Origin of the sequence: Paracoccus sp. (in: a-proteobacteria), assembly GCF_047973135.1 — a bacterium.
In the GTDB taxonomy this organism is placed as follows: Bacteria; Pseudomonadota; Alphaproteobacteria; order Rhodobacterales; family Rhodobacteraceae; genus Paracoccus.
Genome location: NZ_JBKEBL010000309.1, coordinates 1 through 12,760, shown reverse-complemented (window position 1 = coordinate 12,760; position 12,760 = coordinate 1). Strand labels below are relative to the sequence as shown.

Below are 12,760 nucleotides of genomic sequence, written 5' to 3'. Positions count from 1 at the left end.
GACTTTCGAAGGGCTTTCGCTGCCCTGCCCCACCGCCAGAAGCGCGCGCATGCCCAGCTTGGCCAGATCCTTTTCCTCCAGCACCTCGACGCTGAGACCGATGGTCTCCATCGCCTTCAGCCGGTCGGCAAAATCGCTGGTGGTCAGGACATTGGCCGGCTCATTGACCAGATCGCGGGTGAAGAACACCCCCTCGGCCACCGCCGCGCCATCGGTGGCCGCTTTCGCGACCGCCTCGGGGTCCTTGACCATGAAGCTGACGCGCGGCTTGTCGGTCGAATCACCCTCGGGCGGGGTTTGATAGGAGGTGAACTCATAGACGCGCAGCGCGATCCCAAGCGCGATCTCGGCGGCATGTTTATGCGCACGGGTGACAACCAGCGTGTGACGCTTGCCCAGCCCGGCGCCGATTGCGGCCCCGGCCTTGCGCGCCTCGGTGACCGAGGCATTGCCCGGCAGGGCGACCAGTTGCAGCATCTCGGCCGCCATGCCCGCCGGAAAGGCCAAATCCAGCGCCTGCCCCGGCTTCAGCGCCTTGCCCGCCTTCGATTCCAGCGCCCGCAGCGCCGCTTCGCGGACCGGGCGCGGCAGGCCCGCAGGCAGCTTGCCCCCCGGCGCGACGATCAGCGCCACGCGCCCCTCATGGCTGGCAAGCCTGCCGGTGTCGGTTTCGATAAAGCTGATCTCTGCGGGCTGGGTCATGGCTGAAAATCCTCATCTTCGCGTTGAACAGACCCTAGCGGCGCTGCCAGCCCTTTTCCAGAGCCGCCCTTGCAGATAAAGCAACAAGAACCGTTCAAACCCAAGGCCCGCATCGCGCCATGTCCCGGATCGACCGCTATATCCTCAGCCAGTTCCTGACGCTGTTCGGGTTCTTCGCGCTGGTGCTGGTCTCGGTCTATTGGATCAACCGCGCGGTCCGCATGTTCGACCGGTTGATCGGTGATGGGCAAAGCGCGCTGGTGGTGCTGGAGTTTACCGCCCTGACCCTGCCTGCGGTGATCGCCGTCGTGCTGCCGATCACCGCCTTTGTCGCCGCCGCCTATGCCACGAATCGCATGGCCGGCGAATCTGAAATCGTGGTCATGCAATCCGCCGGCCTGACGCCCTGGCGCATGGCGCGGCCGGTGCTGATCTATGGGCTGCTGATCGCGGCTCTGGTCGCGGTCCTGACCCATGCGCTGGTCCCGACGGCCCGCGCCCGCCTGTCCGAGCGGCAAAACGAGATCGCCCAGACCGTCACCACCCGCTCGATCCGGCCCGGCACGTTCCAGTATCCCGCCCCCAATGTGACCGTTTTCGTGCGAAGCATAGAGGGCGATGGCCGGCTGCTGGACGTCTTGATCGAAGACGCCCGCCTATCCGAAGAACAGATCACCTATACCGCGAAAGAGGCGTTTCTGGTCGCCGGGGATGGCGGGCCGGTGCTGGTGTTGCGCGACGGCATGTCGCAAAACCTGCGCCAGATCGAGGGGCAGCCACAGCTTTCAGTGACGCGCTTTGCCCAGATCAGCTACGATGTGACCACAATGTTCGGCGGATCGGGCAGGGGCGAAGGCGGTCCGCGTGACAAGCCGACATGGCGGCTGCTGCAAGACCGTTCCGCCACCTCAGCGCCGCCACAGCGCGCTGAAATAGAAAGAGAAATTCACAATCGCACCGCCAATTCCCTCATGGCGCCCTGCGCGGCACTGATCGGCTTTGCGACGCTGCTGATTGGCGGTTATTCCCGTTTCGGGGTCTGGCGGCAAATCTCTGTGGCCAGCCTGCTGCTGATCGGGTTGCAGCTTGCGTCCAATGTCGTCTCGGGTCGGGTCCAGACCGACCCCGCGCAATGGCCGTTGCTTTATCTGCCCATAGCCCTTGGCGCGCTGATCAGCGTCATGCTGCTGCATCTGGCCTCGCGCCCGTGGCGGCGCCCCTCCGCAGGAGCAGGCTCATGATCCTTGCGCAATATGTCGCCCGGCGCTTTCTGCGCAGCCTGTTCATTGTCAGCAGCGTGTTCCTGCTGATCCTGTATCTGATCGACATGATCGAGATCGTCCGCCGCTATGCCTCGCGCGGGATCGGGCTGGCCGGCACCGCAAGGCTTGCCGCGCTGGATATTGCCGATGGGTTCTATTCGATCCTGCCCATGGTGACCGTGGTGGCCGGGATCGCCATGTTCATCAGCCTGGCGCGCAGCTCTGAAATGGTTGCGATTCGCGCCTCGGGCCGGTCGGGGCTGAAAGTCGTCACCTCGCCCTCGCTTGCGGCAATCGTCGTTGGCGCGCTGGCGGTCGCCTTGCTGAACCCGCTGGTCGCCTCGACGCACCAGAGTTCCGAACAGGAACGAGCCGAAATTCGCAGTGGCTCTCAGCAGACCGTTTCGGTTCTGGGCGGGACGCTGTGGCTGCGGCAGGCGCTGGTCGAAAACGGGCAAGAGACCGGCCAGATCGTGATCCGCGCAGGCCGGGCCGAACCCGACGCCACCACGCTTTATGACGCAACCTTCCTGATCTTCGATCTGGACAATGGCCCGATCCGGCGAATCGAGGCACGGCAGGCGCGGCTTGAACCCGGCGCGTGGCATTTGCACGATGTCAGGGATTATCCGCTGGATCAGACCAATCCCGAAGCCCGCGCCGTGAGCACCGAAACCCTGACGCTGGCCTCTGACCTGACCGCCAAGCGCATTCGCGACGGCTTTGGCGAACCCCGAACCGTCCCGATCTGGAACCTGCCAGCCTTTATCGCCGGGATGGAACGCGCTGGATTTTCGGCCGTTCCGCACCGCGTCTGGTTGCAGATGGAGCTGGCCCGCCCCTTCGTGATGGGCGCCATGGTGCTGATTGCTGCGGCCTTTACCATGCAGCATATTCGTGGCCGAAATATCGGCATCAGCATCCTTTTGGCCTTTTCAGCCGGGATCGGGCTGTTTTTTCTGCGCAATTTTGCGCAAATTCTGGGCGACAATGGACAGATCAGCCCCATAATGGCAGGCTGGGCACCGCCGCTGGTGGGGGCCTTGCTGGCCATGGGACTGATCCTGAGCAGAGAGGACGGATGACAGCACAGATGCTTCAAAGGCTGGCTTGCGCCTCGGCCCTGATCGGTGTGGCCGCGTTCTGGCCAGCGCTGGCACCGGCTCAGGTGCTTGAGACCGGCGGCAGCGCCACGCGGGTCGAGGCGGACTGGATGGGCGGCGCAGCTTTGGCGCCGCTGTCGGACATGCTGTCGGGGAACATGATCTCGGATCGCGCGCTGACGCTGAATCAACCGGTCGCCGCCACCCGACACCGCGACATCACGATCAGCGGCAATGCCGGGGCGGACGGCACCGCGACGCGCAAGGATGCCGCGACGCTTCTGGCGGATTCGGTCAGCTTGCAGCCCGACAATACGCTTATTGCGGCAGGCGGGGTCGTGATCTGGTATCGCGGCGCGCGGCTGGTGGCCTCGCGGATCGTCATGGACGGCGCCTCGGGCGACCTGACCATCGAGGGTCCGATCCACATGGCCCGGCCCGGTGCCATCGACCCCGAAAACGATTCGATCCTGATCGCCGATTCGGCACAGCTTGACCGCAGCTTGCAGGATGGCATCCTGCGGGGCGCGCGGCTGATGATCGGGCGTGAATTGCAAATCGCCGCCCGCGAAGCCGAGCGCAGCGAGGGGGGGCAGGTCATGCCGATGCGGCAGGTGGTCTCATCGGCCTGCACCATCTGTCAGGGCGACGGCCCACCGCTTTGGGATGTCCGCGCCACCAGCATCACCCATGATGCCCGCACCCGCATCATCACCCTTGAGCAGCCGCAATTGCGCATCCTCGGGCTGCCGGTGGCCGCGCTGCCCTTTTCCGTCTCGATGCCCGATCCGACGGTCGAACGCAAATCCGGCTTTTTGCGCCCCACCTATCGCACCACCTCGCAGCTTGGCTTCGGGGTTATCATGCCTTATTTCAAGACATTGGGCGATGACGCGGACCTGACCTTCCTGCCCTATGTCTCGCTTGACCGGACCCGCACGCTGGGGCTGCGCTATCGGCAGGCCTATCAAAGCGGAGCGATGGAATGGAACGGCGCCATCACCCGCGACGATATCGAAAAGGGCAAGACCCGCGGCTATCTGTTCGGCGCCGCCCGCTTCGCCCTGCCCAGGGATTACCAGCTGGGCCTGCAATTGCAGTTGGCCTCGGACCGGCGGTACCTGCTGGATTACGACATCACCGGCGCCGACCGCCTCTGGAGCGGCGCGACACTGGAACGGATGCGGCCCGACAGGCTGTTTTTGGCGCGGGTTGGCAATTATCATTCGCTGCGCAGCGATGAAAGCAATTCGCGTTCCCCCGCGCAGGTGGCCGATGCCTTCCGCATCCAGCGCTTCACGCCCTCACTGATCGGCGGCGAGGCTGTGCTGGAATGGTCGGCCCATGCCCATATCCGCCCCTCTGACGACAACCGACTGGGCCGCGACATGGCGCGGGGATCGGTCTCACTGGACTGGCGGCGCAATCATATCCTGCGCAATGGCGTCGTCGCCTCGGCCATCGCCGGGCTAAGCACCGACCTGTACCATATCGCGCAGGATGACCGCTATGACGACCTGACCGCACGCGTCGATCCCCTGATCGGGGTCGAGCTTCGCTGGCCGCTGATGGCCCATGGCGGCGGTGCCACGCATCTGATTGAGCCCGCAATGCAAATCCTCTGGTCGCCCAAGAACAGCACCAGAGACACCCCCAACGAAGACAGCCAACTGGTTGAATTCGATGAGGGAAACCTGTTCTCGGCCAGCCGATTTCCGGGCAATGACCGCCGCGAGGGCGGGCTGCGCGCCAATCTGGGCGTCAGCTGGACCCGGCTTGATCCGACCGGCTGGTCTCTGCGCCTGACCGGGGGCCGGGTGTTTCGCAGCAGCGCCGACGATCAGTTCCCCGGCGCCTCGCCGCTGGCCGGTATGCATTCGGATTGGTTGCTTGCCGGCCATTTTGACAGCGGCACCGGGCTTGCCATCGCCAACCGGGCGCTGCTGGGCAGCGATATGGATATCTCTCGCAACGAATTGCGGCTGGGCTGGATGCGTCCCGACCTTCAGCTTTCCGCAGGGTATCTGTGGATCAGCAGCGACCGCGACGAGGGCCGCGACACCGATACCAGCGAAGCCGCCGCCGCAATCGGCTGGCAGATCGCAACCGGCTGGTGGGGTAATGCCGAAACCCGCTATGATTTTCAGGAAAACCAGGCGCGGCGGGCATCCCTGGACGTGACCTATCGCAACGAATGCGTCGCCGTCACCATGGCCGTTTCGCGGCGGTTTTCCGATTCAGTCAGCGTTGATCCCGAAACGCGCTTCGACCTGTCCGTTGCCCTTGGCGGCTTTGGCAAACAGAAAGACGGTCCGGGCACGGTGGCGCGGCGGCGCTGTATGCGCTAATCTTGCGACAAAGAGTATTTTGGGGGCAGCAAATGCGGCAATTCCTTTCCGGCCTCGCCATCGCGGCGGGCGTGCTAATGGGCGGTATGACAGCGGCCATGGCCCAGAACCCCTTCGCGCCGGTTCTGTATCTCAACGACACGTCGATCACCGGCTTCGAGGTGGATCAGCGCCTGCAATTCATGCGCGTTCTGGGCGCGGGCAATATCGGCCGGCAAGAGGCGCAAGAGGCGCTGATCGATGACCGGCTGCGGCGCTATGCGGCGGCGCAGATGGGCCTGACGGTGGATGCCGACACACTGCAAGTCGGGCTTGAGGAATTCGCCGGGCGCGGTGGCCTCAGCGCCGCCGAATTCGCCGTTTCGCTTGAGCAGGCCGGCATTGAAAGCCAGACCTATCGCGATTTCGTCGAGGCCGGGATCCTGTGGCGCAATGTGGTTCAGCAGCGGATCGTGCCGATGGTGCGGGTCAGCGACACCGAGATCGACCTTGAGATGAAGCGCCGCCTTGAAACCCCGGTGGTGACGCGCGTTCTGCTGTCCGAGCTGATCATCCCCGCCCCTCCGGGTCAGGAACAAAGCGCGATGCAGCGCGCCACGTCGATCTCGGCGGCGGCGCCCAATGACGCGCAATTCGCCGAGGCCGCGCGGCTGTATTCGGCCTCGGAATCGGCTCAGTCCGGCGGGCGGCTGAACTGGATCAATATCGACACCCTGCCGCCGGCGCTGCGCCTGATCATCCTGTCACTGAAGCCGGGCCAGACCTCCAGCCCGCTGAATGTCGACGGCGCGGTGATCCTGTTCCGCCTGCGTGATACGGCTGGCACGCTGCGCGCCGGTGCGCGCGATCAGCTGCTGGACTACCTGACCCTGCGCATGGTCTCGGCCCCTGAAGCCGCCGCGCTGGCCGCCCGCAGCCGGGGATGTGACGATCTGTTCGTGCAGGCCGGCCCGCAAATCGCCCCGCAGGTCCAGCGCATGACAATGCTGCAAAACCAGATCCCCACGCTGATTGCGACGCAGCTTGCCTCGCTGGACGCGGATGAGGCCGCGGTGGTCAATTACGGCGCAAGCGCTGATCTGGTGATGCTGTGCGCGCGCAACCCCGCGCTTCTGGCCGAGGCGGATGCCGAAATCGCCACCACCGCCGAACCCGCTGACGGGGTCGAAGCCGCGATCCCCGATTCTCAGGCCCTGCCGGACCGCAGGATGGTGCTTGACGATCTGCGCAATCGCAAGGTCGGCGTGATGGCCGATGCCTATCTGGCCGAGCTGCGCGCCGATGCCGTGATCCGCCGGCCATGAGCCCGGCCCGCATCCTGCTGACCTGCGGCGAGCCCGCCGGGATCGGTCCCGAACTGGCCGTCGCAGCGCAGGGATGCGGGGTGGATTACGTCTGGATCGGCGACCCCCGGCACCTGCCGGCGGGCACGCCATTCTGTGAAATCGCCGAACCCGATGCCCCGGCGCGCCCCGGCTGCCTACCAGTGCTGGCCCATGAATTCGCGGCCCCCGCAACGCCGGGCCGCCCCGATCCGGCCAATGCCGAAGCGACGATCCAGGTGATTGCGCGGGCCGCCGATCTGGTCATGCGCGGCAAGGCGCCCGCGATGACCACCTTGCCGATCAGCAAACAGGCGCTGAAGGAAGGCGCCGGCTTCGCCTTTCCCGGCCATACCGAATATCTGGCCGAACTGGCCGGCGGCGTCCCGGTTGCGATGATGCTGGCCTCCACCACCATCACGCCGCCCTGCCGCACGGTGCCAACGACGATCCATATCCCGCTGGAACAGGTGCCCGGCGCCCTGACAACGCAGCTTCTGGAACAAACCATCCGCATCACCCATGCCGCGATGATCCGCGATTTCGGCATCCCTGAACCGCGCCTCGCCATTGCCGGATTGAACCCGCATGCCGGCGAAGGGGGCACCATGGGACGTCAGGAACAGGACCATATTGCACCGCTGCTCGACCGGCTGCGCGCTGAAGGCATGGCCCTCAGCGGCCCGCTGCCCGCCGATACCATGTTTCACGAACCGGCACGCAGGCATTATGACGCGGCCATCTGCGCCTATCACGATCAGGCGCTGATCCCGATCAAGACGCTGGATTTCGCCGGCGGCGTCAATGTCACACTGGGCCTGCCCTTCATCCGAACCTCGCCCGATCACGGCACCGCCTTCGACATTGCGGGGCAGGGACGCGCCGACCCCGCCTCGACCATCGCCGCCCTGCGCATGGCCCGCGACATGGCGGCCCGGCGCGCATGAGGCCCATGATCCGCAACATCGCCCCAAGGGGGTCCGGGGGGCTCGCCCCCCGGCCATCGCGGGACGCAAAAACCACCGGCCCGGCATGAGCACCATCGACAACCTCCCCCCCCTGCGCGAGGTGATCGCCCAACATGATCTGCGCGCCAAAAAGCAACTGGGCCAGAATTTCCTTCTGGACCTGAACCTCACCGCCAAGATCGCCCGGCAAGCCGGCGATCTGTCGGGCTGCGATATCCTCGAAATCGGCCCCGGCCCCGGAGGGCTGACGCGCGGTCTTCTGGCCGAAGGCGCACGCCATGTTCTGGCCATCGAAAAAGACCCCCGCGCTCTGCCCGCGCTTGCCGAAATCGCCGCAGCCTATCCGGGGCGGCTGACGGTTCTGCAAGGCGATGCGTTGCAAATCGACCCGCTGGCGCATCTGACCCCGCCGATCCGGGTGGCAGCGAATTTGCCTTATAACGTGGGAACGGAATTGCTGATCCGCTGGCTGACGCCGCCGGACTGGCCACCTTTCTGGCAGTCGCTGACGCTGATGTTCCAGAAAGAGGTGGCCGAGCGGATCGTAGCCGCGCCAGGCAGCAAGGCCTATGGGCGGCTGGCGCTGCTGGCCCAGTGGCGGGCCGAGGCGCGGATCGTCATGACCCTGCCGCCCGAAGCCTTTGTGCCCGCCCCCAAGGTGCATTCGGCGGTGGTCCATCTGACCGCCCTGCCCACCCCGCGCTGGCCCGCAAATCCCGTTATTTTATCAAAGGTTACAGCCGCCGCCTTTAATCAGAGGCGCAAGATGCTGCGAGCGGCGCTGCGCGGCCTGCATCCCCGGATCGAAGCGCTGCTGGAAACCGCAGGCATCGCGCCCACAGCACGGGCCGAAGAAATCGGCCTCGAACATTTCTGCGCCCTCGCCCGCACACTGGAGACCACATGAGGCACCGCCTGGTGGATTGATTGATATAGCCTGACGACTTTATTTTGATTATGTTTTCAGGCTATAACCATTTGATTTTACGCTGATGCTGCGGACATTGTTGTCTCCGTATCGGTTCCAGGTTTCGTAACCCGAACCTTTCCGAAAAACGACAATGACCACCAGCGTCACGCCCGGCCGCGCGCGGCCCCCCGCACCAACCCCAGGGACACGGCCCGCTACCGCGTGCATCGCTTTTGCAAGGCGCGCTGGCATCGCCGGACTATTTGCAAGCTGCACAGCTTGGGGTAAAGGCGGCGGCATGGACAGTTCTGCCGCCATCCTGAATGCCGACGATCCCCAGGCCCTGCCGCGCGCCATCGCCACGCTGGCGGCAGGGGGGCTGGTCGCGCTGCCGACCGAAACCGTCTATGGGTTGGCCGGAATCTCGACCTTGGTCGGAGCCGTCGCCGCGATCTACGAGGCAAAACGCCGCCCGCGCACGAACCCGCTGATTTCGCATGTGTCCGGGATCGCGATGGCCGAACGTTATGTACGGTTCGACCCGGTCTCGCGGCGGCTGGCGCAGGCTTTCTGGCCCGGTCCGCTGACCCTGATCCTGCCATTGCTGCCCGGAGGGATCTCGCGCGGTTCGACCAATGGCGGCGAATTTGCGGCAATCCGTGCGCCCGAGGGCTTTGCACAGCGCGTCATTGCCGGGCTGGACTTGCCGCTTGCCGCGCCAAGTGCCAACAGTTCCGGGCGGATCAGCCCGACCACGGCGCAGCATGTCGCCGAGGACTTGGGCGCGCACATTCCCCTGATCATCGACGGGGGCGCAACGCGCTTTGGGGTGGAATCGACGGTGGTGCAGGCCGGGCCCGAGGGGGTGGCGATCCTGCGCCCCGGAGTCCTGACGCCCGAAGGGATCGCCGGGGCAGCAGGCGTGCCGGTCATCAGTGCAACCGACCGGCAGACGAAGCTGTCACCCGGTACGCTGGAATCGCATTACGCGCCGCGCGCCGCCGTGCGGCTGAACGCCCGGCAGGCCGGCCCGGACGAGGCGCTGCTGACCTTCGGCCCCGGCGATCCGCCGCCTGGCGCGGGGGCGGTGTTCAACCTCAGCCCCTCGGGCGATCTGGCCGAGGCGGCGCGCAACCTGTTCGCCCTGATGCACCGCGCCGATGCCACCGGGGCCGCGACGATCGCTGTGGTTCCGATCCCCGACACGGGGCTGGGGCAGGCCATCAACGACCGCCTGCGCCGCGCGGCCTCGCCCCGATCCTGAAGTCAGTCCGGCGACGGGGTCCAGCGGGCCTCGTGTTCCTCGATGGCGGCGATACGGCGGGCAACGGGCGGGTGCGATTGCAACCATGCGGGGGCCGCCATGCTGCCGCCACTTTTGGTCATGCGATCCAGCTTTTCGAACAGCGCCTTCTGCGGAGCCGTCCCCAGCCCCGCGCGGATCATCAGCGCGCTGGCAAAGCGGTCGGCCTCGTATTCGTCCTGCCGCGACAGCCGGGCCGCGACGGCACTGGCGATCAGGTTCGCGATCCATGCACCGATGCCCGGCAGAAACCGCCCCAGCACTCCGGCCAGAGCCAGCCGGATCGCGCTATGCCCGGCAAAATCAATCATCCGCCGCCGCGCATGACCATGCGCGACATGTCCCAGTTCATGCGCGATGACACTGGCCAGCTCTTCAGGTGTGACCTCGCAGGCATCCAGTTTGCGGATGAAGCCGCGCGTCAGGAAAATCCGCCCGTCCGGCGCGGCAAGGCCATTCACCGGCTCGATCTCGTAGATATGTGCCTGAACGGGCGGCAGATCCATGGCCTGACCCAGCCGCCGCAGCATCGGGGTCAGGCGGGGATGGGACAGCGGGGTCGAGTTGCGGTTCAGTTCCTGCTTCAGCCGCCACGCGGAAAAGAACCACATGATGGAGATATAGGCGACAAGCAGCAGGATGGGTGTCAGCTTCAGCATACCGCCTCAGATAAGCACGCCAAAGCCGCAACACCAGTGGCCACCCCCGCACCAATCCTCCACGCCCGATATTTCCGGCCCTCCGCCAGATGCCTGACCCAAAGTCAGAGCGGACTTTCGTGCAGGGTACGGCGAAAGGCGGGTTTGAGCCCATCTTGACCAATGCTGCGTCGTGTTTGAATGGCGGCTTTTTGAGGAACGACCTTACCAAGGAAATGGTGCTCAGCGACCATGTTAAAAGCCAGAAAACGGGAGGGGCGGAAAATGTTATCAATTTATGCGCTTACATGCCTTTTTCAGAAATACCGGACAGCCATTTCAGTAAATCCCGGACAGTTCGGGCACGGCTGGTCAGCTACCTGCAATCATGTTCAGGAAGTCATGGTTTCGCTCTTTTGATTTTCGGTCAAGTCTGGTGTGCGGTCTTTTCTACGCATGCTGTTTCCCTTGAGTTCGATGCGGTAGCCCGAACAGCTCTATCTCTTCGAAACGCTCGACGTCCCAAAACCCGCCTGAGAGCCGCCCGTTGTGGCTATACCCGCAATTAATAAGAAATAATATCAATTATTTATCTGGCTTCTGTCGAACTTGTGGGGCCAGCCTTCCGTCAGCTATAACGTCCCTGACGGCTGACGCGCTGGTCACGGGCGATGCCTGCCTCTCGCAGGATGTCGGCAACCAGATGTTCGCGCCGATAGGCCATGATATGCACCCCCGCCACGCCCTGAATCGCGCGGATCTGGCGGATCAGTTCGACGCAGATGCGCCGACCTTCCTCGCCGGGGTCTTGCGCGCCTTCCAGCCGCGCGATCACGTCGTCGGGAATATGAATGCCCGGCACGTTGGTCCGCATCCAGCGGGCGGCTTTGGCCGAGGCCAGCGGGCCAACCCCCGCAAGGATATAGACCTTTCGGTCCAGCCCCAGATCGCGGACCCGGCGCATGAAAGCCTCGAATCGCGGCAGATCGAAGATATAGTTCGTCTGGATGAAATCCGCGCCCGCCCCGACCTTCTTGGCCAGCCGCTCGGGCCGCCATTCGACGGGATCGACGCAGGGGTTTTCGGCCGCGCCGATGAACAGATGCGGGGGCTTTGTCACCTTGCGGCCGGACAGAAATTCGCCCCGGTCGCGGATGGTGCAGATGGCGCGGATCAGCGAGACCGAGTCAAAGTCGAACACGGGCCGGGCTCCGGGTTGATCGCCTGCTCCGACATCGTCGCCAGTCAGGCACAGCACGTTGCGCACCCCCATGGCCGCCGCTCCCAGAACATCGCCCTGAATCGCGATACGGTTCCTGTCACGGCAGGAAATCTGATACACCGTCCCAAGCCCCTTGCGCGTCAGCAGCGAACAGATGCCGATCGACGACAGATGGCAATTCGCGCCCGACGCATCGGTCGCGTTGATCGCGTCGGTCGCATCGGCACGCGGCTCGGCGGCGGCAAAGACATCGGCGGGGTCGGCACTGTCGGGCGGGTTCAGTTCAGAGGTCACCGCAAATTCCCCCGCGCGCAGCGCCAGTTCAAGCGCGCTGCCCGATTTGCTGCCCTCGGGCGGACGGACGTAGGGGCGGATGGCGTTCGGATCGGAATGGAACAGGCTCATCTTTCAGTCCTCAGTGGCGGGCCTTGCGCGGCTCGGATGCCAGCGGGGCCGAGGCGGGTTCGGTCTTGCGGGCGGCAGGGAAAGCCTGCGCCAACGCTGCGCGTTCCCGTTCGGGCGACAAGTCGTCCTGATGCGCCCGCTCGCGGCTGGCGCGCAGCCATGCCGAAGAGCCCTGAAGGCGGCGGTCCACGGGGGGCAGGACATTATTGATCCGCTCGCCTCCGCGCATCCGCGACGCGCCATCCCATGCCAGCACCCACACGCAGCGCATGTCGGGCCTGACCTCGCAAAAGCCGCCGGGGCGCACGCCGCCGCAGGGGCCGTTGCGCAACTGCTTTGGGCAGTTCATCGGGCAGCACATCCCGGTCGAGGACAGCACGCACTGACCACACATCCGGCAATCGAACAGCAGCCCCTTTACACCGCGTTCGGCAAGCGCGAAGGGCCGTTCAAGCCGGTCATAGCCGATCCGGACAAAAAGCGGATGCAGCCGGACAAGGGCGTTTTCCAGTCGGGCATAGATCCATTCGAAGGTCCGTGAATGCCGGACAGCCATCAAGCGAATGCGGTACATACG

General features: G+C 65.0%; 10 protein-coding genes and 1 pseudogene. 7 read left to right on the top strand and 4 right to left on the bottom strand.

Features of this window, described 5'->3' with window-relative positions; all coding sequences use genetic code 11:
• A pseudogene (locus tag ACK5L9_RS22405) lies at positions 1-702 on the bottom strand (leucyl aminopeptidase); the annotation flags it as partial.
• 119 nt (positions 703-821) lie between these two features.
• On the opposite strand from ACK5L9_RS22405, the gene lptF reads away from it, so the two are divergent.
• From lptF to ACK5L9_RS22370, 7 genes are all read left to right on the top strand, one after another.
• The gene (lptF, locus tag ACK5L9_RS22400; protein WP_416913674.1) at positions 822-1,943 is read left to right on the top strand and encodes an LPS export ABC transporter permease LptF; all 1,122 of its coding nucleotides are present in this window, start codon (positions 822-824) and stop codon (positions 1,941-1,943) included.
• Positions 1,940-3,049, top strand: coding sequence for an LPS export ABC transporter permease LptG (gene lptG, locus ACK5L9_RS22395; RefSeq protein ID WP_416913673.1), 1,110 nt, complete (start codon positions 1,940-1,942; stop codon positions 3,047-3,049). The genes lptF and lptG overlap by 4 nt, the downstream gene beginning before the upstream one ends.
• Positions 3,046-5,415, top strand: a complete 2,370-nt coding sequence (locus ACK5L9_RS22390; protein ID WP_416913672.1) for an LPS-assembly protein LptD — start codon at positions 3,046-3,048, stop codon at positions 5,413-5,415. Before lptG ends, ACK5L9_RS22390 begins: the two co-directional genes overlap by 4 nt.
• A gap of 32 nt (positions 5,416-5,447) precedes the next feature.
• Positions 5,448-6,719 (top strand): peptidylprolyl isomerase, encoded by a 1,272-nt coding sequence (locus ACK5L9_RS22385; protein WP_416913671.1) that lies wholly within the window; start codon positions 5,448-5,450, stop codon positions 6,717-6,719.
• Positions 6,716-7,684 carry a 4-hydroxythreonine-4-phosphate dehydrogenase PdxA gene (gene pdxA / locus ACK5L9_RS22380; protein ID WP_416913670.1) on the top strand — a complete coding sequence of 323 codons (969 nt, stop codon included), beginning with the start codon at positions 6,716-6,718 and terminating at the stop codon, positions 7,682-7,684. Before ACK5L9_RS22385 ends, pdxA begins: the two co-directional genes overlap by 4 nt.
• 85 nt (positions 7,685-7,769) lie before the next feature.
• Positions 7,770-8,612 carry a 16S rRNA (adenine(1518)-N(6)/adenine(1519)-N(6))-dimethyltransferase RsmA gene (gene rsmA, locus ACK5L9_RS22375; protein ID WP_416913669.1) on the top strand — a complete coding sequence of 281 codons (843 nt, stop codon included), beginning with the start codon at positions 7,770-7,772 and terminating at the stop codon, positions 8,610-8,612.
• A gap of 301 nt (positions 8,613-8,913) precedes the next feature.
• Complete coding sequence (locus ACK5L9_RS22370; protein WP_416913668.1) at positions 8,914-9,879, top strand: L-threonylcarbamoyladenylate synthase; 966 nt, start codon at positions 8,914-8,916, stop codon at positions 9,877-9,879.
• 2 nt (positions 9,880-9,881) lie between these two features.
• Here ACK5L9_RS22370 and ACK5L9_RS22365 read toward each other — a convergent pair whose 3' ends face one another.
• From ACK5L9_RS22365 to ACK5L9_RS22355, 3 genes are all read right to left on the bottom strand, one after another.
• A complete protein-coding gene (locus ACK5L9_RS22365; protein ID WP_416913667.1) occupies positions 9,882-10,577 on the bottom strand; it encodes a M48 family metallopeptidase in 696 nt (231 codons plus the stop codon).
• Positions 10,578-11,184: 607 nt separating this feature from the next.
• Positions 11,185-12,183 (bottom strand): methylenetetrahydrofolate reductase, encoded by a 999-nt coding sequence (locus ACK5L9_RS22360; protein WP_416913666.1) that lies wholly within the window; start codon positions 12,181-12,183, stop codon positions 11,185-11,187.
• Positions 12,184-12,193: 10 nt separating this feature from the next.
• The coding region (locus ACK5L9_RS22355; RefSeq protein WP_416913665.1) for a methylenetetrahydrofolate reductase C-terminal domain-containing protein at positions 12,194-12,760 on the bottom strand (567 nt) is incomplete at its 5' end.

Coding starts and splice junctions, on each gene's coding strand:
- lptG (WP_416913673.1), top strand. CDS start 1,940: ATGATCCTTGCGCAATATGTCGCCCGGCGCTTTCTGCGCAGCCTGTTC.
- pdxA (WP_416913670.1), top strand. CDS start 6,716: ATGAGCCCGGCCCGCATCCTGCTGACCTGCGGCGAGCCCGCCGGGATC.
- ACK5L9_RS22360 (WP_416913666.1), bottom strand. CDS start 12,183: ATGAGCCTGTTCCATTCCGATCCGAACGCCATCCGCCCCTACGTCCGT.
- ACK5L9_RS22370 (WP_416913668.1), top strand. CDS start 8,914: ATGGACAGTTCTGCCGCCATCCTGAATGCCGACGATCCCCAGGCCCTG.
- rsmA (WP_416913669.1), top strand. CDS start 7,770: ATGAGCACCATCGACAACCTCCCCCCCCTGCGCGAGGTGATCGCCCAA.
- ACK5L9_RS22390 (WP_416913672.1), top strand. CDS start 3,046: ATGACAGCACAGATGCTTCAAAGGCTGGCTTGCGCCTCGGCCCTGATC.
- lptF (WP_416913674.1), top strand. CDS start 822: ATGTCCCGGATCGACCGCTATATCCTCAGCCAGTTCCTGACGCTGTTC.
- ACK5L9_RS22385 (WP_416913671.1), top strand. CDS start 5,448: ATGCGGCAATTCCTTTCCGGCCTCGCCATCGCGGCGGGCGTGCTAATG.
- ACK5L9_RS22365 (WP_416913667.1), bottom strand. CDS start 10,577: ATGCTGAAGCTGACACCCATCCTGCTGCTTGTCGCCTATATCTCCATC.